Consider the following 24,790-nt stretch of genomic DNA (forward strand, 5'->3'; position numbering starts at 1 on the left):
GAGGTGGACTATGAGCAAACAGAAGATTCAAAAGGTATATCCTTTAACACCAATGCAAGAAGGCATGTTATATCATGCCATGCTAGACCCTAATTCGTCCTCTTATTTCACACAGCTGGAGCTTGGAATAAGAGGGGAGTTTGATCTCGATCTTTTTGAAAAAAGTCTCAATGAGCTCATCGGCACATATGACATTCTCCGTACAGCCTTTGTCTATCAGCAATTACAGAAGCCGCGACAGGTTGTACTGGCAGAGCGCAATCTAGATGTGTATAGAGAGAATCTATCTCACCTGAACCATCAGGAACAGCAAAAGGTACTAGATCAATATAAAAAGCAAGTGAGAAAGCAAGGCTTCCATTTAACGAATGATTTGTTATTGAAGGTCGCTGTTTTTCAACTGAATGAAACAAACTGGCATCTCATTTGGAGCAACCATCACATCATCATGGATGGTTGGTCCATGGGAGTTTTGATGAAAAAATTGTTTCATTACTACGAATCTTATCGGAACGGCAAAACGCCGGATCGCTCACAAGGAAAACCTTATGCAGATTATATTCAGTGGCTTGGCAAGCAAAATCAACAAGCAGCGGAAGGCTATTGGAAGGATCGCTTAGACGGTGCGGTTCAGCATCAAGGGCTTTTGCAACAAAAAGAAACGAACGGACAATATGACCATCAGGAATGGACGTTCACATGGGATGCTGAAATGGTCAGCACCATTCAAGAGATCGCAAGGAATTGCCAAGTGACAGCACCAAATCTATTCCAGGCTGTTTGGTCGGTTCTTTTAGGCACTTACCATGCGGCACATGATGTCACTTTCGGAACAGTCGTATCTGGCAGGCCACCAAGTGTGGCTGGGATAGAACAGATGGCAGGGCTTTTTATCAATACAATACCGGTCAGGGTAGAAATGGATCAGGAAGACACCTTCAAACAGCTGTTTCAAAAAGTTCAGCAGCATGCGCTGGAAGCGGAAAACTATGATTTTATGCCGCTTTATGATATTCAGCAACAGACAGCTGCAGGAGGACAACTCTTCGATCACTTGGTCGGGTTTGAGAACTATCCTTTAGATCAAGAGCTATCTGGTGACACCATGTCGGAACGTCTAGGGTTTTCCATTGATGTAAAAGACGGATTTGAACAAACGAATTTCGATCTAAATGTCCTCGTATATCCAGGTGAAACATGGACATTGAAAATCAAATACAATGCGGTGGCTTTTGAAGAAGAGGTCATTGAAAAAATATCGAAACACCTCACTAATCTCATGAAGCAGATCATCGAGAATCCGGAAGTTCGCCTTCATGACGTGACGTGTATCACCGAAGAAGAAAAACAGCAGATTGAAGCATGGAACAAGACAGAACGAGATTATCCAAAGCATCTGTCTATTCCTGAGCTTCTTAAAGAACGCATTCAAACGCAGCCAGACCATCTGGCGCTAGTCGAAGGAGAGCGGGCATTCACCTATGAAGAACTCGGCCAAGAAATCCATCGTGTTGCGGGATATTTGATTGATAGCGGAGTGAAACAAGAAGATGCCGTCGCAGTGTATATGAATCGATCTGCTGAAGCAGTGATCGCCATTTTAGCGATTCTTCAAGCAGGGGCTGCTTATGTACCAATTGATCCAGCCCAGCCAGAGGAGAGAATCCGCTTTATGCTTGAAGACAGCGGCGCATCCGTTTTGCTCTATGCGGACAGCCAGCCGCCAGTTCATGAAAGTATCCAAGCCGTTCGTGTGTCGGACATATCCAATCAGTCAAACGGACCATTTGAAGTCGAGACCTCTCCTTCGCAATTGGCGTATATCATGTACACGTCGGGGTCAACCGGCCAGCCAAAAGGGGTTCAAATTGAGCATCAGCATATTGTCAGATTGGCATGTTCTCAGGAGACACTGGGCTTGAACAAGTCGGATCGTATGGCACATACAGGAGCAGTCAGCTTTGATGCCATTACTTTTGAAATTTTCACCACACTGCTGAACGGTGCAACGCTTTATCCTGTTGACCGTGACACGTTATTGGACATCAACCGGTTTGAACGCTTTATCCAAACGAATCAAATCTCGGCGCTCTTTTTAACGACAGGTTTGTTTAATCAACTTGCTCAGCAGCGACCGCATATGTTTAAAGGATTGTCCAAATTGATCACAGGCGGTGATGTGATCAATGTGAAAAGTGCAGAGCTTGTGAAGAAAAATCATCCATCACTTGTTTTACTGAATGCGTACGGCCCAACAGAAAACACCACCATCTCGACCATTTATGAGGTGAGAGGGGATGAAACGGGCACGATTCCAATTGGTCAGCCGATCAATCATTCGTCCGCTTACATTTTAGATGACAATCAAAGACTTCAGCCAATTGGCGCGCCAGGAGAGCTGTATGTTGGCGGAGACGGTGTCTCAAGAGGATATCTCCATCGTCCAGAATTAACAAAGCAAGCATTTATCGCTGATCCTTTCAAGGCAGAAGGGCGTTTGTATCGAACAGGAGATTTGGCTAGGTACGGTTCAAATGGTCAAATCGAATTCCTCGGACGGACAGATGATCAAGTGAAAATCCGTGGTTTCCGTATTGAGCTCGGTGAAATTGAAACGATTCTTCAACAAGAGACGGGGATCGATGATGCGGTTGTGCTCATCCATGAGTCTCCTTCAGAAGAAAAAGAAATGACCGCTTACTATACGGGAACGATCAGAGAAGAAGAGGTGCGGGCTCTATTCAATCAAGCACTGCCAGCATATATGGTACCCCATCACGTCATGAAGCTAGATGCTTTTCCGCTTACCGCAAACGGAAAGGTCGATCGGAAAGCTTTACCAACGCCTGACGAAGCTGATCGTGAAGAAATCAGGATCATTCCACCTGAAACCGAGACGGAAAAGGCGCTTGCTCAAATTTGGGAGGAACTGCTTGGGAAAGCGGTGGGAATAGATGAGCATTTCTTCATGACTGGCGGACATTCACTCAAAGCAATGATGATGTCAGCCAAAATCCAAGAAGTGTTCCAAAAGGAAGTTCCGATTCAAGTGATATTCGAAAAGCCAACGGTTCGATCGCTTGCGTCATACATTGACCAGGACGGTCAAGAAGAACAAGGACATCCGATCTTACCCGCAGCGAAGGCGGAGAACTATCCAGTGTCACCAGCTCAGCGGCGCTTATACATTTTACAAACACTTGAACCTAAGAGTACGAACTATCATATTCCGATCGTCTTAACGCTTGAAGGTACGCTCGATCATCAGCGGCTCACCTCAGCATTTGATGAGTTGATTCAAACGCATGAAATTTTAAGAACGAGTTTTCATATGAAAGGCGAGAACATCGTCCAAAGGGTACATGAACGAGCGGCATTTGACCTCCCTGTCCATAATGTAAAGGAAGAAGAGGCCGAGGCATTTCTTGCTGAACGTCAGGCGCCGTTTGATTTGACAGCCGCTCCCCTCCTACGGGCACAGCTGCTCAAAGTGAGTCATGATCGTCATCTATTAGTTCTGGAAGCACATCACCTGATTACAGATGGCAGTTCCATGAAGACGTTCATTCAGGATTTGGCGAAAGCCTATAATGGAGAGGCACTTGCAGAAAGAGCCATTCATTATAAAGATTACGCTGTCTGGCAGTTAAGTGAAGAAGAAACAGAGAAACAGCGTGCACATGAAGCGTATTGGCTGAAGCAATACGAAGGAGATGTACCGGTTTTAGATTTGCCGACAGACTTTCCGCGTCCAGTGGAACGTGATTTTTCTGGAGAACGGGTGATGTTTGGCTGTGATCAAGCGACAACTCAGCGTATTCATGAACTGCTCAAGAAAACAGATACGACACTGTACATGTTCTTGTTATCTGCATTTCAAGTGCTGCTCGCATCCTACAGCGGACAGGAAGATATCATTGTCGGATCTCCTGTTGCGGGGCGAACACATCCAGGTATTCAGGACATGCCAGGGATGTTCATCAATACCATTGCGATGCGCGGGAAACCGGAACAAACAAAGTCATTTTTACAGCTGCTTGAAGAAATAAAAGAAACGAGTGTAGATGCTTTTGCACATCAAAGCTATCCGCTCGAAGAGTTAATCGCGCGTCTACCGCTTGATCGTGATACAACCCGAAGCCCGCTCTTTAGTGTTTCGTTTAATATGCAGAACATGGATGTTCCTGCACTAAAGCTCGGCGATCTGACCATTTCGCCTTATGCAATGCAGCACCGATCCGTCAAATTTGATCTGTCTCTAGAAGCATTTGAACGTGAGGGAGAAATAAAACTAAGCCTAGACTATGCAACGGCATTATTTAAAGAGGAAACCATCCGCCGATTCGGAACACATCTTCTTGCGATTATTCGTGAGGCGGTCCAGCATCCGAATGAACAAATTGGCTTCTTCAACCTCTTGGATCAGCATGAGCAAATGGAGCGGCTGGAGAAAAGGGATGGAGAACAAACAGGTCAACATGAGCCGTACCATGTGCAATTTTCACGTCAAGCCATGGAAACGCCTGATGCCATTGCGGTGATGGATGGTGAAAGGAAGCTGACCTACCGTGAACTAGATCACATGTCCAATGCTCTTTGCAGTGAGCTGAAGATGCAAGGCGTAGAGAAAGAAAGCACAGTCGCACTTATTCTTGATCGCTCTGTCTATGTCATTGTCTCCATGCTAGGTGTAATGAAAGCAGGCGGTGCATTTGTACCAATTGATCCAGCTTTTCCTGCGGAACGTATTCGTTACACATTAAAAGATTCAGGGGCAAAAGTCATCGTGGCAAATGAGTCTCTTGGCGATTCGTATCAGCATCTCAAGTCGATTCAGGTCGTACATGTGGAGAAAGCCGTCCAACGAAACGATTCTCTAGACCTGCCAGACGTATCGGTTGATCAACTGGCTTATGTGATTTACACATCTGGAACAACAGGGAAGCCAAAGGGTGTACAGCTCACGCATCGTAATCTATCACACTACGTCAATTGGTTGACACATGAAGTGACTTTACAAGAATGCGATCGAACGGCACTCCTGTCTTCTTATGCATACGACCTTGGTTACACAAGCATTTTCCCGGTTCTAAAAGCAGGCGGGACACTCTATATTCCTCGTGAAGACGTGTATACAGACCCTGTACGTCTCATGCGTTTTATTGATGAACAAGAGCTGACTTATATCAAAATGACACCATCCTTATTTCATATGATGGCAGATTCGAAGGGTCATACATTTGACGCTTTACGGCTTGTGGTATTGGGAGGAGAACCGATTGTCTCTGAAGATGTTGAGACATTTATGAAGCAGCATCCATGCGTGGCAGTGATGAACCATTACGGTCCGACAGAAACAACGATTGGTACAGTGAGCAAGCTAATGACACCGCATGAACTGGACGCTTTAAAGGAGCGTTCTATCATCGGAAAGCCTATTGCTCATACAAGAGCGCTCGTATGCAATCGCGAGCAGCGCCTTGTTCCTTATGGTGCACCGGGTGAGCTCTACATTTCAGGTGATGGTGTTTCAAAAGGTTATTTGAATCAGCCTGAATTAACAGCGGAGCGTTTTCTTGAAAATCCTTATTTCCCTCAAGAGCGGATGTATCGAACGGGAGATTTGGTCAGACAGCATGTAAATGGGGAGATTGAATTCCTTGGAAGAGTAGACGATCAAGTGAAAATTCGCGGCTATCGAATTGAGAAACAAGAAATTGAGCATGCCGCACGTGCCCTTTCTTCCATTCAAAAAGTATATGTCAAAGTGATCACTACAACTCGTTTACCGGAGCTGGCGTTATATTATACAGCACCTGATCACATTGGAACGCTGACATTTAGAGAAAAGCTTTCAGAGACACTACCGGATTACATGATTCCTACTTATTTTGTCAAAGTGGATCATATGCCGCTGACACAAAACGGAAAAGTAGATGCAAAATCTCTGCCGCTTCCTCATGAGGCACATATGAACCGCACGGCACATGCAGCACCAGAAACGGCGCTTGAGCAGACGCTTTGTGATATGTGGTCAGATGTTCTTGAAATTGAAAAAGTCGGCATTGATGACCATTTCTTTGAATTAGGCGGGCATTCTCTGAAAGGCATGGTGCTCATTTCGAAAATGCAAGCCAAACTGAATCAGCATGTTCCACTCAAGGTTCTTTTTGAAAAGCCAACGATACGGGCGATAGCTGCCTATTTGGAAGAAGCTGATGCTTCGCTCGTCACATCCATTCAGCCAGCGGAAAAGCAAGATTTCTATCCAGTCTCTTCCGCACAAAAGCGAATGTACGTATTACAGCAGTTGCATCCAGAATCCGTCACCTACCATATGCCAGCCGTTTTCATGATGGAAGGAAACCTTGATCTGAAGCAGCTAGAAGGAGCGATTCAAGCTTTAATTGATAGACATGAGTCATTGCGGACAGCCTTTGTTGAAATTGATGGCAGTCCCGTCCAAAAAATCTATCGCCGTGTGCCGTTTACGTTACAGATGGTTGAAGTAGAAAGCGATCAGGTACAATCCGTCGTAGACAACTTCATGACACCATTCTCATTACATCAAGCACCTCTAATGAGGGCGAAAGTGGCAAAGCTGTCTGATGACAAATATGTGTTCATGATGGATATGCACCATATCATCGCAGACGGAGTGACACGCAGGCTACTTATTCAAGAATTAGCGGAGTTGTATGAGCATAAGACGTTACCGCCAGTTCAGTTGCACTACAAGGATTATGCGGTATGGCAGCAAGAGGAAGAGCAGCAAGCAGCACTTGAAAAACAGTGGCAGTATTGGCTGGAGCAATATGCACAGCCGCCAGAAGACTTGGCACTTCCGCTTGATTTCCCGCGGCCTAGCGTGCAGTCATTTGCAGGAGACCGGGTTGATAGATGGCTGTCTGCTGAAAAGGCGCAGCATATCAAAGCGCTCATGGCTGAAAAAAATGTGAGCTTGAACATGGTGATGCAAACGGCCTTTGCCATTCTCCTTCATAAATTGACTGGGCAGCATGACATCGTCATAGGGGCTGTAACGGCTGGACGTACACATGCGTCAATCGAACGGATTCCGGGCATGTTTGTGAATACACTGGCCCTTCGACATGACATTCAGTTAGAAGAAACTGCAGAGCATCTGCTAGAAAAAATAAGAGATCACAATCTATCAGCTTATGAACATCAAGGATTCCCATTTGAGGATTTGGTCGCGCAGTTAGACCTTCCGAAAGACACGAGCCGCAACCCGTTGTTTAGTGTCATGATGACAACGGATGAGCGTGATCTGACGTTACCGGAATTGAATGGACTTACGCTTTCGCACAAACAGCAAGAAGCCGTTCAGGCAAAATTTGATTTAACGCTCGGTGTCTTTGAGGAACAAGATCAAGTGGGCTTGCGCTTTGAATATGCAGCGGCATTATTTAAAAAGAGTACCATTCAGCGATGGAGTCAATATTTTGAGCGAATCATAGACGAAATGCTTGCGAAATTGAATCAGTCGATCTCGACCATCTCCATCTTAACAAAAGAAGAAGAGCGACATCTGCTTGATGATTGGTCAGGACCTGTCCTAAATGTCCCGACAGATCAAACGGTTCATGCATTGATTGAGGCGAAGTCACAGGAAGTACCTCATCAAAAAGCCGCAACTTTCTGCGGCACAAGCTGGACGTATGAAGAACTGAACAACCGGGCGAATACAGTCGCCGCAAGACTCATTTCCAGCGGCACAAAACCGGGAGACCGCATCGGCATTCTCACGCGTCCATCGCTTGAGATGACAGCCGCTGTTCTCGGAGTTCTCAAGGCAGGTGCGGCATTTGTGCCTATTGATGCCGATTATCCAGCGCAGCGCATTGCCTACATGCTGGAAGATGGCGGGGCAAAGGTCCTTCTGATTCAGAAAGAGCTCACTCCACCACCTTCTTTCACAGGTCATACCCTCTTCATAGAAGAGGCAGTAGAAGGAGAAGCACACGAGATTCATGTTCCTATCAAACCAACGGATCTCGCTTATATGATTTACACATCTGGAACGACTGGACAGCCGAAGGGTGTCATGGTCGAGCATCAGTCTCTTGTCAATCTTGCTTTTTGGCACAATGATGCTTTCCAGGTGACGAAACAAGACCGAACCGCCAAATATGCCGGCTTTGGCTTTGATGCCTCCATTTGGGAGATGTTCCCGACGTGGATCGCCGGCGCAGAGCTCCATATCATCGACGAAGCGATTCGCCTCGATATGATCAAGCTCAATACGTATTTCAATGACGAAGGCATTACCATTGCGTTCCTGCCAACACAGCTATGTGAGCAGTTTATGTCGATGGACAATCATTCTCTCCGTTACTTACTGACAGGCGGGGACAAGCTGAAACAGGTGAAGCCCGTTCCATACAAACTCGTCAATAACTACGGCCCAACAGAAAATACGGTCGTGGCGACAAGCGGGATCATTGATCCAGATCAAGGCACGCTTCCTATCGGAACAGCGATTGCCAATACTCGTTTTTACATTATGGGTTCGTTATATGACCTCTCGCCGCAAGGCGTACCGGGTGAGCTCGTGATTGCGGGGAAAGGACTGGCAAGAGGCTACTGGAATCTCCCAGAGGAAACGGACAAACGGTTTGTCCCGGATCCGTTTTATCCTGGAGAGCGTATGTACCGTACAGGCGACTTGGTGAAATGGACAGAGGATGGCGAGCTGATCTACCTCGGTAGAAAAGACCATCAAGTGAACATCCGCGGATTCCGGATTGAGCTATCAGAAATTGAAGCGCAGCTCCTTGCGCTAAATGAAGTGAAAGAAGCCGTCGTGACAACGGTCAAAGACGCAAGTGATCAAGACGCTCTTGTCGCTTACGTCATCACAGATAAAGAAGCGGCCACTTTGAAAGAAGGCTTAAAGCGCACCTTGCCTGAATATATGGTGCCATCATGGATCATCAAGCTAGACCAACTGCCGATGACGGCAAATGGCAAAGTGGATCTCAAAGCACTGCCAGCACCTGATATGGAAGCGAATCAAACAGCATACGAAGCCCCAAGAGATGAGGTGGAAGCACTGCTTTGCGGCATTTGGGAAGATGTGCTTGGCGTCAGCCAAGTTGGTATTCACGACCACTTCTTCTTCCTTGGCGGAGATTCGATTAAAGGCATCCAAATGGCAAGCAGACTCACGCAAGAGGGCTGGAAGCTCGATATGAAACTGCTTTTCCAATATCCAACGATTGCGGAGCTTCGCCCATATATCGAAGAAGCGGACCTTCTCACAGCTGATCAATCACCTGTGGAAGGAGAGGTCATTTTAACACCGATACAGCGCTGGTTCTTTGAGCGTAACTTTGATCACCAGCACCACTGGAATCTCTCAATGATGCTTCATGCGCCAAAAGGGTTTGACTTGGCTGTCACAGAACAAGTTCTGCAAAGACTGCTCTCACATCATGATGCACTGCGCATGGTGTTCAGACAGGAGCGTGACATTCTGCAATACAACCAGCGGGAGCTGACAGAACCATTTTCAATTATTTCTTGTGATGTTTCAAAAGCGCAAGATGTGAAACAGGCGATTTCCACATACGCCAATGAGTATCAGCGTCAACTGAATCTTGAAAAAGGTCCATTGATGAAAGTGATTTGTTTCCATACAGAAAACGGTGATCACTTACTCATCATCACCCATCATCTTGTGATTGACGGCGTTTCTTGCCGGATTTTACTAGAAGACTTTATGTCTCTTTATCATCAGGCAGAAAAAGGAGAAACGATGGTTCTGCCGCCAAAAACGCACTCTTTCAAAGAATGGGCAGAAGCGGTTGAACGATACGCGCAGTCACAGCTGCTAAAAAACCAGAAGGAGTATTGGGCAGCGATTGAAAATAGACCGTTTACGACTTTACCTGTTGACCATGAAGTAAAAGAAAGAAAAGTCGCGGATACGAAAGCGGTCAAAATGCAGTTGACAGAAGCAGAAACCGAGCATCTGTTAACGAATATCCATCTTCCGTACACAACAGAAATGAATGATATTCTTCTATGTGCGCTCGGGCTGGCCGTTCAGGAATGGACAGGTCAATCTCATGTACATGTACAGCTTGAAGGTCATGGAAGAGAGGACATTTTATCAGGATTAGATATATCCCGCACAGTTGGCTGGTTTACGAGCATGTATCCAGTCGTTCTTGAAGCGAAGCCGAATCAGACCATTGCAGACGCTATCAAAGGAACGAAAGAGATGCTGCGACGTGTACCGAATAAAGGGATTGGTTACGGTATTTTAAGATACATGACACCATCCGAACCGTCAGTCAAACACGTGCAGCCTGAAATCAGCTTGAACTATCTCGGGCAGATTGATCAGGAAGTGACGACAGAACTCTTTGGGCCCTCAACCTATGATATGGGCCGTCAAGCAAGCCCTGAATCAGAAGCTGTTTATAAGCTGAACCTCAGCGGTCTTGTTCAGCACAATCAATTCATTCTGTCGTGCTCATATTGTGCAAGTGAATATGAAGAACAAACGATACAGCAGTTCATCGCATTGTTGAAGGAGAAAATCAGATCCATCATCACTCATTGCTTAGCGCATCAAGAGCGAGAATTTACGCCAAGTGACTTCTCGGCTACAGACCTTGAAATGGATGAAATGGACGATATCTTTGACATGCTAGAGGAGAAATTGACCTAACACCACTAGATCAGTCATGAAGAAGGAAAGGAGGAATGAAATAGATGAGTCAATTTAAAAGGGATCAAGTTCAAGATATGTACTATCTGTCACCGATGCAAGAAGGAATGCTGTTTCATACCCTCCATCATCAAGAAAAAGGCTTTTATGTAGAACAAATGGATATGAACGTGAAGGGGACACTTCGGTCTGATCTGCTTGAGAAAAGCATGAATATCATCGTGGAACGGTACGATATTTTTCGTACCGTGTTCCTCCACGAAAAAGTGAAGCGTCCTGTCCAAGTTGTATTAAAGAATCGACCTTTCCAGCTTGATATTGTGGACATACAAGATCTTTCTGAAAGTGAACAGATTGAACGTATCGATCGTTTTAAACAAAAGGATCAGCTAAGAGGATTTGATCTCTCGAAGGATCTGCTCATGCGGGCCTCTGTTTTTCAAACGGGTCCTTCAAGCTATCGCTGGATATGGAGCTATCACCATATCCTTCTAGATGGCTGGTGTTTTGGCCTAGTTGTAAAGGAATTGTTTGCGATTTATCATGCACTTTTGCATGACATCCCTTACAGGCTGGAGCCAGTCAAGCCATATAAAAAATATATTCAATGGCTGGAAAAACAAGATAAACAAGCCTCACTTGAATATTGGACGCAATCTTTGGCGGGCTTTGAGGGGCAATCGACTTTTAAAGAACAGCGAAAGCAAACAAATGAGCATGAATTAGGCGAAATCGAATGGGCTATGAGTAAAGAAGAAACAGCTGCTTTATCAGAGTTAGCCTTGCAGCAGAATGCCACGTTAAGCAGTGCGCTTCAATCGGTTTGGTCTATCTTACTAAGCAGGTATCAGCGCTCAAACGATGTGTTGTTTGGAACGGTTGTGTCAGGACGTCCGGCAGATTTGGCTGGTGTGGACCGAATGGTGGGATTGTTCATCAATGTCATTCCAAGACGAATTCAGCTGACAGACCAAATGACGTTCCGTTCTCTATTATCAGAGACGCAGCAGCAGTCTTTAGCGGCTGAACCGCACCAATATATCCCGATTTATGATATTCAGGCTAAAGCAGGTCAGCAGCAGCTCATTGATCATATTGTGGTGTTTGAGAATGTCCCTGCTGCAAAGAAAGACGAGCAGGAGTCACTGCTTGGCTTTACAGTAGAAGACATGAATGTCTATGAAAAATCGAACTATGATCTCAATTTACTTGCATCACCTGGGGAACAATTGCAGCTGAAGCTGGCCTTTAATCAGCGTGCATTTGATCCTGCATTTGTCCATAAATTAAAGGATCAGCTGACCCTTTTGATCAGAGGGACCATCAAACATCCAGATCAGTCAGTTCATACACTGACACTTGTGACTAAGCAGGAAAAGCAGCGAATGTTAGAGGAATGGAATGCACCTGAGCTGGAGCATGATCAGCTTTATTTGACAAAGTGGTTTGAACATAATGTTCGAAAACAGCCGAATGCAGTGGCATTATCAGCAGGTGATCACACGATGACATATGCGGAGCTGAACGAACAAGCCAATCGACTGGCAAGGCATTTGCAAAAAAATGGGGTCAATCATCAAACGGTGACCGCCATTTTAGCAGAGCGGACACCTGAACTCATTGTCAGCTTACTCGCTGTCTTAAAAGCAGGTGCCACCTATGTGTCGATTGATCCAGATTATCCAGAAAGCCGTATCCAATATATGCTGAAAGACAGCGGAGCGACGCATCTTCTGACTCATTCATCCTTTATCAGTCAGACGAGGTCACTCGCATTTGATGGCACGTATCTTTTTGCAGATGATCAAGAAATTTTACTGATGAGCTCAGAGAATCTGCCACTTGAAGCAGGTTTAGATGATACGGCATACATCATGTATACATCAGGAACAACCGGACAGCCAAAAGGCATCATGACGACCCATTCCAATATTGCCCGGGTGGTCAAAAATACGAATTATTTAACCATTTTAGAAACAGATACATTGCTGTCGTTATCAAATAGCGTATTTGATGGCTTTACATTTGATGTATATGGTGCGCTTTTAAACGGAGCAAAGCTTGTCCTGCCGCAAAAAGAAACCATTTTAGATATGGGGAAGCTCACTGAGCTGATAAAAGGAGAGCATATTTCTGTCATGTTTGTTCCAACCGCTTTATTCCATCTTCTCGTTGATGAAGGAACAGACTGGATGCGCGGTGTGCGTAAGGTACTGTTTGGGGGAGAGAGGGCATCGGTTCAGCATGTGAGAAAAGCCTTTGATGTGATGGGAAAAGGCAGATTGTTGAATGTATACGGACCAACCGAATCAACGGTTTTTGCCACATATTATCCGATAGATGAAGCGATTCCTTTAGAGGCACATTCTATTCCAATTGGGAAGCCGCTCAACCAGACGGGCGCTTATATATTAAGTGAGCACAGGCAGCTTCAGCCGATTGGAATGGTTGGAGAGCTTTGTCTGAGCGGCAAAGGACTGGCAAAAGGATATTTGAATCGTCCTGATCTGACAAAACAAGTGTTTATTCCTCATCCTTTCGCTTCGGGTGAGCGTCTGTATCGCACAGGGGATTTAGCTTACTTTCGAGAAGACGGTCTGATTGAGTATGCAGGCAGAGTTGATGATCAGGTAAAAATTCGAGGACACCGAATTGAACTGACAGAAATTGAAGCCAATCTACTCATGCACCCAGGTGTAAAACAAGCTGTACTCCTAGCGGATCATGATGAAACCAATCATACAAGGCTGCTTGCCTACATCACGTGTGATGATGCATGGAAAGGCAAACTCGATGACATCAAATCAAGGCTGAAAGAGCGTCTTCCAGCTTATATGCTGCCTCATGAGCTGATTGAACTGGAGAACCTCCCACTTACGCCAAACGGGAAGGTTGATAAACGCCAGCTACCAAAACCAGAGGCACCGCAAGGAAACCGCCGTGTGAAACTGCCCGCAAATGAAGTGGAACAAAAGCTGTTGGTGATGTGGCGGGAAGTACTTGAACGAGAGGATATTAGCACAGATGACCATTTCTTTGAGCTTGGCGGACATTCTTTAAAAGCGATGTCTCTTTTGTCCAAAGTATCAAAAGAGTTTGAGGTTCAGGTGCCGATCCATTTGTTGTTTGAGACCCCGACGATTGAAGCGCTTAGTCATTATATTCAGCATCAGGACGGGGAAACCGCTGGCTATCTTGTATTCAATGAATCTCAAACATCAACAGTCTTTGCTCTTCCGCCATTACCAGGCTACGGCTTTATCTATCAGGAAGCAGCAAAAACGCTTGATGATGTCCGGTTGATCGCCTTTGATTTTATTGAAACGAATAACCGAATGGCGCAGTACGTTCAGCATATTCAGCACCTTCAGCCAAAAGGGCCGCTGACGTTGATGGGGTACTCAGGCGGATGTTACCTCGCCTTTGAGCTTGTTCAAGCGCTTGAACAAGGAGGACGGACAGTCGAGAAGGTCATCATGATCGATTCCTATAAGAAAATTGGAGAAAGTGATTTAGAAGGGCGATCCATTGATGACGATATTGAAGCGATTGTTCATCAAACGAAACAAAGCGAACTTGCTCAAGGGGAGATCGTTCAAGAAGCGCTTGCCCAAAAGACGCGCGCCTACTATGAAACGTTTGTTAAGGGGGTGAATCAAGGCAAAATACAGGCAGATATTACGTTCATCCAATCTGAAGAACAAATAGCGATCCCGGACTGGATGGAAGAGTGGACACAGGCAACGGCCGGATCTTTTACCCAATACCAAGGCTATGGCCGGCATGCTGATATGTTCAAACATAAAGAATATGCAGCTCAAAATGCAAAGCTGATCAAACATATTGTCAATCAAACAAATAGAGAACGAGTCTTGTAAACTTTAGATTAGGCAGGATGCAGCCTTGCAGTCCTGCCTAACAAAAAAGGAAAGGAACTCATATGAAACCATCAACCATTAACCAAACGAGTAGACATGAATCAATGGATGCGATTTTACAAGATGTAAAGACAACCATTTTACAAACCAACGAAATCGAACGCTTCGCTGTTTTTTCACGTGAAAAAACCATTCGACCGCGGCCGTATCACCTCTCTCATTTATTTCTCGACAAGCACATTGAGCAGGAGGCCGCAGCGGAAGCGATACAGACGCAAACGGCTGTACCTGCTTTGGCCGACATGCCGCCCGCTCTTTCCTATGGAGGGGATCTCGACGTCACACAAGGCGCACAGACCTTACAGGAAGTCTTAACAGAGGCTGCAAAAACGACAAATGGGCTTACGTATATCGTGAATAGCAAGAACGAACTCACACAATCTTATGCACAGTTACAAGGAGACGCCGAGAGGGTTCTGACTGGTTTAAGGGCACTGGGGCTGAAGGCAGGCGATCCTGTTTTCTTTCAATTCTCATCGAATCATGCCATGGTCACTGCCTTTTGGGCATGTGTATTAGGCGGATTTGTTCCAACGCTTGTGTCGGCTGCCCCAACCTATCGGGAGATGAATGCTGCAGTGAAGAAGCTTCATCATGCTTGGAAGCTGCTCGAGCATCCGCTCATCCTAACAGATGACTCACTGATCGAGGAGGTGCAAGGGTTAGCCTTACTGTGGCATACAGACCAATTACGTGTCGTAGCAGTTGAGCCGATGCTGACATTAGAAAGGGATACAGCCGCTCACCCTGCCGCGCCGGATGATTCCGTCTTCTTTATCTTAACGTCTGGAAGTACAGGGATGCCAAAGTGTGTAGAGCATTCCCATAGAAGTGTGCTGGCGAACGTCAAAGGAACAGTGGCAGCGAATCAATTTACACAAGAGGATGTCTCGTTAGACTGGATGCCTTTAGATCATATTGGTGGCATCGTGATGTTCCACCTTGTCAATGTGTACACAGGCTGCGAGCAGATTCGGGCAAGAACAGATGACTTTATCGCTCAGCCGCTGCGGTGGCTTGACTGGATGGACCGCTACCGTGCAACGAAGACATGGGCACCTAACTTTGCATTTGCGATGATCAATGATTATGAGAAAGAGATTTCATCAGGGTCTTGGGATCTGTCGGCGATGACCTGCATGATCAATGGGGCAGAGGCGGTCGTTCCAAAAACCATCCACCGATTTCTACACCTGCTTGCTCCGCACGGCTTAAAGGGAGATGTGATTAGACCGGCTTTCGGCATGTCTGAAATCTCATCAGCGGTTGTGTTTTCCTTTGCGATTGAGCGTGGAGATGAAAACAGCGGGGTTCTGACCTTTGAAGAAACATCGCTGACAGAGCAGCTAAGACCAGCAGAAGCACGTGAGACAGGAACTGTCAGCTTTACTGAGTTGGGCAAACCGATTCCAGGTATCACGATACGCATCGTCAATCATCAGCATGAGCTTCTTCCAGAAGATCATATTGGCCGTGTACAAATAAAAGGCCCAACCACCATGAAGGGCTATTACCGGAATGACGAAGCGAATCAAGAAGTATTTCAAGCGGATGGCTGGTTTCACACAGGTGATTTAGGTTTCCTGCACGAAGGAAGGCTGACACTAACCGGTAGAGAAAAAGACATGATTATCATCAACGGGAAAAACTATCACAACTATGAAATTGAAGCCATAGCAGAGGAAGTACCGGGAGTAGAAACGAGCTTTGTGGCTGCTTGTTCCGTCCGAATGGAGGCTTCTGCATCCGATGAACTGATTCTCTTTTTTACACCGAAGCTGTATGAGCCGACTTATATTATGAGGGCAAGTCAGCACATTAAATCCCATATTGCAACAAAAATGGGCTTGTCTGCATCTCGCATCATTCCTGTCCAGAAGCATGCATTTCCCAAAACAAGCTCTGGAAAAATAGAAAGGGCACAGCTCAAGACAAGATGGCAAGAAGGCGAATTTGATGAAATGATCATGGAAATGGATATGAGACTTGAAAATGAACATACCTTGCCTGATTCGAGTTATCAAAAGAAGTGGATACCTGCTCCACTTGATGCAGCTGACAAGCAGATCGTAGGGGACGTTGTGATCTTCGCAGATCCATTAGGACTGGCAGATCAATTGAAATCTTTTGCAAACAGTGAACAAACATACATTACGGTTGAACCGGGTCAAGCGTTCAAACAACTCACACACACTCACTTCATCATCCACCCGAATCGGCCGTCTGACTACGAACAACTCTTTGAGACGCTCCGTTCGTATGGCGTTTCGGTGAAACACATCATTCACCTTTGGAACTATACAAACCAAGAAGACAAGCTTTATGTGGCCAAGGCGAAACAAGCGCAGAAAACGGGCAGCATGAGTGCATTATTTTTAACAAAAGCCATTTCCGTCTATGAGGAGCAGGTGGCCATCACTTTTGTCTCAACCCATGCGATGAATGTGCCGGAGGATCAAATCCACGATGTAGAAAAAGCAACGACTTTAGGACTGATGACAGCAATTCAGCATGAATGGCCGTTTATCAAGGTGCAATGTCTTGATTTTTCACTAGCAGAATCGGTATCTAGTCATTCCCATGCAATGGAGATTATGGCAGAACTCACACATGACCAAGACCGTCATGTCGCTGCTTATCGTCAAGGTGTTCGTTATATTCCCTTTTTAGCACCTCTTCATTTGGAAAAGGAACAGAAAAGGAAAGAGCCGCCATTTGAATCATCTGGGCTTTATGTCATAACAGGCGGGCTAGGCGGAATTGGACGTTTAGTCAGTGAACACCTACTGACATCTTATCAAGCACATCTCGTGTTGCTTGGAAGGAAAGAGAGAAAGGCACTTTCTAGTGACCAGCAAGAGACATTGTCTTTGCTAGAAAAAAAGGCAAAAGTGCATGGCGGCAAGGTTCTGTATGAGAAAGCAGACATCACGGCTGAAAAAGAGGTGGAAGCGATCATCTCTAGACATGAGGTCGCTGGAAATCAAAGGCTGGATGGCATCATTCATTTCGCAGGTATCATTCAAGAAGAACTACTTGCTGATATGACATCTGTGTCTCTGAATGACATGTACGAAGCGAAGGTATATGGAACGATTGCGCTTCATGAAGCTGCCTCCAAACGCAGGAATGTTTTATTTCTTTCCAGCTCGTCAGCCCGAACGCTAAAGGGCGGTATGACTGTCGGCGCCTATTGCGCTGCCAATGAGTTCGTGGAACAATTTGCTCATTATCAGAAGCTGACATCTACAGTGAAGCCATATTGCTTTAGTTTCAGCATGTGGGACGAGATTGGCATGAGTGAAGGCTCCATGATAAAAGGCATTTTAAAAGAAAGAGGTTATCTTCCAATTTCAAAGCAGGCAGGCTTCCAAACGATGCTCGCATGTCTGATGACAGATGCTCCGCTCATTTATGCGGGATTGGATCGATCGAAGAAAGAGATTCACGAGATGATCCATGCGGATGCGGAGATGCAAACAGAGCAGACCTTTTACGTCTTTTTCAAAACGGATCAAACAAAGGCGGTGGAAGAGCGGCTTTATCAATCGATTCATACATGTTTACAGTCCTGTCTATCTGGTGAATATGCCGTACATTTGTTTCCTGAGGAATATTGGAAAGAAACAGAAGATGGATCGCCAGACGAGGCATATTTTCATGAATTAATAGAGGAAAGCGGAATGGATGCAGACAACAGAGCACCTCACACAGAAACGGAGAAACTGCTCGCACACATTTGGTCAGAGCTGCTCGGTGTCTCAGATGTCAACTGCGGCGATCATTTCTTTTTACTAGGAGGTCATTCGCTGAAGGCGACGCAAATGCTGTCTGCGGTTAGGCAAAAAACAGGGTTTGACGTGCCGCTTGCTGTGTTGTTTGAACATACGAGACTCGGAGAATTAGCAGACTGGATCGATTCAAATGCCAAAGCAGATGAAGTGATTCCGATGAGAAAAATGGAGAAGGGTCAGGACATTCCGATGTCTTATGCCCAGCAAAGACAGTGGTTCCTCTATCAATTAGAGCCGGATCTGCCATTTTACAATAATACGATTTCGTTTCGGATGAATGGGCCTTTAGATATCAAGGTGCTTCAGGAAAGTCTGCATCATATGGTGGAAAGGCATGAATCGCTCAGAACGTCCTTTACGATGAGCGGGGATGAACCGGTACAGGTCATTCATGAACAGATGGCCCTGCCAGAGCTTGAGGTGATGGACCTTTCAGGCATAGCGTCACAGGAAGAGAAAGAACAAAAAGCGGCTGAATGGGCGAAAGAAGAGGCATCCACACCTTTTCAATTAGAACACGAAGCGCTCTTTCGAGTGAAGCTGATTCGACTTTCACCCGCAGAGCATATCTTGCTTATGTCCATTCACCACATCGTGTCAGATGGCTGGTCGATTGGCATTGTTGCAAGAGAATTATCTGAGTGGTATACAGCGGCGATCGAAGGGCGGGAGCCTCACTTGCCGGCATTGCCTATTCAATATGCGGATTACGCACTGTGGCAGAAGGAGTATTTGACAGGAGAGCCATTGCGTAAGCAGCTTGCCTATTGGAAGGAGCAATTTGCGGCACCTGTTGAAGATTTGGTATTGCCGTATGATCATCCGCGGCCGGCCGTTCAATCCTACAAAGGGAAGACGAAAACATATCAGCTGTCGAAGTCACTGTCTAAAAAGATTGCGGCGCTATCCAAGAAAACAGACAGCACACTGTATATGACCTTGCTGTCGGCTTTCTCTACGCTTTTACATCGATTGTCTTCACAGGATGAGTTTGTCATTGGCTCGGTCATTGCTGGGAGAAATCGAACGGAAATGGAGCATTTAATCGGATTTTTCGTGAATACATTGGCGCTTCGGATCGACCATAGCGGGAATCCAGCCTTTACGGAATTATTAGAGCGAGTGAAGGAGACAACCGTCGGTGCTTATGCACATCAGGATGTGCCGTTTGAGATGGTGGTCGATGAATTGAATATTGTGCGTGATGCCAGTAAGCAGCCGCTGTTTCAGGTCATGTTTGTTCTGCAAAACCTACCGCTTGAAGCTTCTCCAATGGGAGAGGCGACGTCGGTTTTAGCCATTGAAGATAATGATACAGCGAAATTTGATCTCTCCCTGTTTGTGTTTGAAGGAGCTGAAGGCCTTCAGTTAAAACTTGAGTATCATGCGGATTTATTTTCTGATGACACGATGGAGCGATTCCTCGCATACTACGAGCACCTGCTTGAAAGCATTTGTGAAAATCCAGCGCAGCCGATCAGACAAGTGAATTTCCTGCCAGAGAAAGAAAAGCATCAATTGCTCTATGAATGGAGCGGCAAGACTGATCAACCAAAAGGTCCGCTGCTTATGACGGAACGATTTGAAGCGCAAGTGAAAAAGACACCTCATGCAGTGGCGCTCGAATTCCAAGGAGATGAGTGGACGTACCAAGAGTTACATGAAAAAGTCGATCGACTAGCAGCCTATTTGCAGCAGCGAGGCGTGACGCCGCATGAACCAGTTGGACTGCTCATCGACAGATCGCCTGAAATGATTCTTGGGGTGCTGGCCATTGTGAAAGCAGGCGGGGCTTATGTGCCAATTGATCCTGAATATCCAGATGCCCGCATTGATTATATGCTGAGAGATACAGGGATTCAGCTTTTACTGACAAAAAATGAATGGCTGAAAAAAGTATCCATCCATCAAACCGAACTCATTTGTCTTGATCAAGGGTATGAAGAATTTTTACCAGAAGCAGAGGTCATGCCCGCTGCACTAAGACCTGATGGACTTGCTTATATCAATTACACATCGGGGTCAACTGGACATCCAAAAGGAGTACTGATCCCGCATCAAGCGGTCGTCCGGCTTGTGTGTGAAACAGACTATGTCACCCTTAATGAACAAACGCGCATTTTACAAATCGCCAGCTTCTCTTTTGATGCTTTTACGTATGAAATATGGGGTGCCCTTTTAAACGGGGGAAGGCTCATACTGACGGATCGAAATACCATTTTATCAATGGATACATTAGCGGAAGCACTAAAAACTCATCAGATTACAACAGGGTTCTTGACTGTGCCGCTGTTCAACCGTTTAACAGAAGAACATCCAGAAGCTTTATCTGGACTTCATGCATTATTGGTCGGCGGAGATGCCTTATCAGCCGCTCATATCCGAAAAGCACTACCGTATTTGCCTGAAGGGCTTTTAAATGGTTATGGACCAACAGAGAATACAACATTCTCCTGTGTGCATCATATTCGGGCACTGGAAGAAGATCAGGCGACGGTCCCGATTGGACAGCCTATTGCTTATTCACAAGCTTATGTATTAGATGACCAAATGCAGCCAGTTCCGCAAGGCGTCATCGGCGAAATTTATGTTGGCGGCACAGGGCTAGCACTTGGTTACCTTGGAGATGAAGAAAAAACAGCATCATCATTTATCCCGCATCCTTTCCAAGAAGGAGCGCGTTTATATAAAACTGGCGATATGGGCCGTTGGCTGTCAAATGGCATCATTGACTGTCTTGGAAGAATCGATCATCAAGTGAAAATTCGTGGACACCGCGTGGAATGCGGAGAAATTGAAGCCGCTATGCTGACATTTGATGACATCACAGAATGTGCTGTTATCCCGCATCAGCATGAGAGTGGTCATAAGCGATTGATCGGTTATTTTGTCCAAAAAGGCGGCATGACCACGCAAGACATTCGCCATAACTTAAAAGACATTCTGCCAGATTATATGGTGCCAAGCCTATTAATAGAGCTGAATGAATTACCGCTCACGCCAAATGGCAAGGTAGACCAAAAGCGTCTTCCGCCGCCAGAGTGGAGACAAGAAGAAGTAGAAACAGCCATTGACAAAGCAGCTACTGAGGAAGAACGTGTGTTAGAAAAAGTGTGGTCTCAGCTGCTAGGCGTTCCTTCTATTGGCGTCCATGATAACTACTTTGAGCTTGGCGGAGATTCCATTATTGTCATACAAATGGTGGCACGCTTAGCACAGGAAGGCTACGTCATCCAGCCGAGAGATGTATTTGAAAAACAGACCATCTCACAACTCGCACAAGCGATGAGAAAGGCAGAGGTCTCTACTGTCTATGATCAATCACCTGTGACAGGAGAGGTTCGTCTTCTCCCGATTCAATCTTGGTTCTTTGAGCAATCGATGACCAATCAAGATTATTGGAATCTATCGGCGCATATTGAAATGAAGCGATCTGTTCCACATGAACAGTTAACACAGGTTCTTTCAAAACTGGTCGATCATCACGATATGCTGAGAGCTATCTATACAAAAGAGGCAGATGGCACATGGATTCAAACCATTCGTGAGCCTGGTGTCACACCATGTGTCACATTCTTTGATGTGACGGATGTATCTCAGGAGGAAGCACGGGAACAAATCCGCTTGGAGACAAGTGCCTGTCAAGGAACATTGTCATTAGAACGCGGAGAAGTGATCAAAGCCATTCTTTTTCATACAGGTGAAGACACGTCTGAGCTCTTTATTGCCGCACACCATCTCGTCATGGATGGCATATCATGGCGCATGATACAAGAAGATATACTAAATGGATTGAAACAGCTTGCTACGGGGCAGGACATCATATTTGCGAAAAAAACCGCCTCCTATAAGCAGTGGGCAGATGCCTTATATGAATATGCACAAACAGATCAATTACAAGCGCAGGCCTCTTTTTGGCAAAAAATCAAGGATCAAGAGGAAGAAGGTTCTCCTTTCCAACTGCCTGCGCTTTCTAATATAGAAGAACATGCAGAGATCCTGTCGGTTCAGCTCACAAAGGAACAAACAGATATGTTACTTAGACAGGCCTCACAAGCATACCGAACAGAGATTAACGATTTACTGTTATCAGGACTCACGCAAGCCATTGGAAAGCCAATGCTCATCACGTTAGAAGGGCATGGACGCGAGGATTTATTTGAACAGATGGATTTGTCACGGACAGTCGGCTGGTTTACAAGCTCTTATCCTATTTTTATTCCTTTTATACAAACCGATGTTGCAAGACAAATCAAAGACGTCAAAGAAACCTTACGAGCTGTGCCGCAAAAGGGAATCGGCTATGGTTTGCTTCAATACATGACAGAATCTCGTTTACTCAAAACGGTAACGCCGCAGATGAGTTTCAATTACCTCGGTCAGTTAGATCAGGCAGATGGCGAAGCCAAGCTTTATATCGCAGACGAACGAAATGGACATGTTCACGATCCGAAAGCAGAAAGACAGCATTTGATCGATGTGTATGGATATGTGACAGATGGTCAGTTGCAGATGAACTTTATAATCAATCGGGAACTGCTGCAAGATCAAGAGGTGCGGTTGTTACCTGAACGTTTTAAAGAAAAAATGGAGATCATCTTGACGCATTGTGTTGAAACGAGCGGCGGCTTTACACCATCTGATTTTCCAATGGTTCAGCTCACGCAAAAGCAAATAGATGAACTTCCAGACAATGTAGTCGATGTGTATCCGCTGTCTCCAATGCAGCAAGGAATGCTGTTTCATGCACTGCTAGATCAAGCCACACAAGCTTATTTTGGTCAGGTGCATATGACGCTCCAAGGCTTAACAAACGGTGATGCCTATGAACAAGCTTGGAACCTTCTTGTAGAACGTCATTCGATTTTGAGAACAAAATTCGCTTGGGAAGGGCTGAAGGAGCCTGTTCAGTTCATTCAATCAGAAGGAAGCATCCACCTCACTCAGCACGATGTGCGCCACCTGAGTGATGCGGAGCAAGAAGAGACAATCGAACAATTTTTAGTATCTGATCGTTCAAAGGATTTCAATTTAGACCATATAGATGAACCGCTGATTCGGATTGCTTTATTCCGTTGTGATGAGGAAAGATGCACGTTTGTCTTTAGTTTTCATCACATTTTAATCGATGGCTGGAGTTTGTTCAGTTTTATTCAGGAATCTTTTGCGCTGTATCGCTCTCTTGTGGACGAACGAGAGATCAGTCTTTCTACAGTCCGTCCATATAAAGATTTTATCGAATGGCTGCAAAAGCAGGATCAAGAGAAGGCGCAAGAATTCTGGCAGCGTTATATGTCAGGCGTAGAGGAAGCAACACCGCTTCCAGGAGACGGCGAAGAACATGCTTCAGACCAAGAAGCAAGCATGGCGCAGTCCAGCGTCAAACTGACGCCAGAGACGCAGCAGAAGCTGGAGAAGTTGACTGGCAAGCAGAAGGTCACGATGAGCACACTGATTCAATCAGCGTGGGGATTGCTCTTGCACCTTCATTCGGGCGCAGAGGATGTCATATTTGGGGTGACCGTATCTGGCCGGCCAGCCGACTTACCAGAAGTGGAAAGCATGACAGGGCTCTTTATTAACACATTGCCGCTTCGTCTACCGATCCATTCGGACTGGACGATTGCGCGATTGCTTGCCCATACACAGGAAACCGTTTTTCAGATGAGAGAATACGAGTATACCGTACTGCCAGATATTCAGCAGATGACGGAAATTCCAAATGGAGAGGCATTGTTTCACAGCATTGTCGTGTTTGAAAACTATCCGATTGAGTCCATTGAGCCGTATGGCGTACGCATTTTAGACATCGCCAGTCATGAAGAAACAAATTATGACTTAACCCTTGTCGCAGTGCCGGGAGATACGCTGGAGCTTCGGATCACATACAACTTAAATCAATATACAGAAAAGCAAATACAAACGCTGATGCAGCAGCTGATTCACACCCTTGAAGCCATGACAGAACAAGTGGATACGCCGCTATCTTCCTTCACCATTGTGACAAATGAGGAAAAAGAGCGGATGATCAGTGATTGGGCGAAAAACGCACATGTCAGCGTGCTATACCCAGACCAAGAAGAAGTTTATGCAGGCGTACATGATCCTGCCTATGAAACGGAAATATATGTCTTGAATGAAGAACATCAGCTCATGCCGATTGGATTTCCTGGAGATATTTTTATCGGCGCCAAAGAGATCAAAGCACTTTTTGGAGAGCTAGCCGATTGGATGGAGGCGCATAAAATTCCGCATCCATTCAAACATCAAACAGGCGAATATCTTTATCCGACAGGGGATGTCGGCGTTTGGACGGAAGAAAGCAAGATTCAGATTTTGGATTGGATGTAGGAGGA

General features: G+C 45.7%; 3 protein-coding genes. All 3 read left to right on the forward strand.

Going from position 1 to position 24,790, the window contains the following annotated elements:
- The first annotated feature begins 10 nt into the window (after positions 1–10).
- Positions 11–10,702: a non-ribosomal peptide synthetase gene (locus tag M2353_RS01595; protein WP_284724809.1), complete on the forward strand. Its 10,692-nt coding sequence runs from the start codon at positions 11–13 to the stop codon at positions 10,700–10,702.
- Positions 10,703–10,746: 44 nt separating this feature from the next.
- A complete protein-coding gene (locus M2353_RS01600) occupies positions 10,747–14,580 on the forward strand; it encodes a non-ribosomal peptide synthetase (RefSeq protein WP_284724810.1) in 3,834 nt (1,277 codons plus the stop codon).
- 62 nt (positions 14,581–14,642) lie between these two features.
- Positions 14,643–24,785 (forward strand): non-ribosomal peptide synthetase, encoded by a 10,143-nt coding sequence (locus M2353_RS01605; protein ID WP_284724811.1) that lies wholly within the window; start codon positions 14,643–14,645, stop codon positions 24,783–24,785.
- Positions 24,786–24,790 lie beyond the last annotated feature (5 nt).

It is taken from the genome of Bacillus aerius (genome assembly GCF_029894105.1).
GTDB lineage: Bacteria > Bacillota > Bacilli > Bacillales > Bacillaceae > Bacillus > Bacillus altitudinis.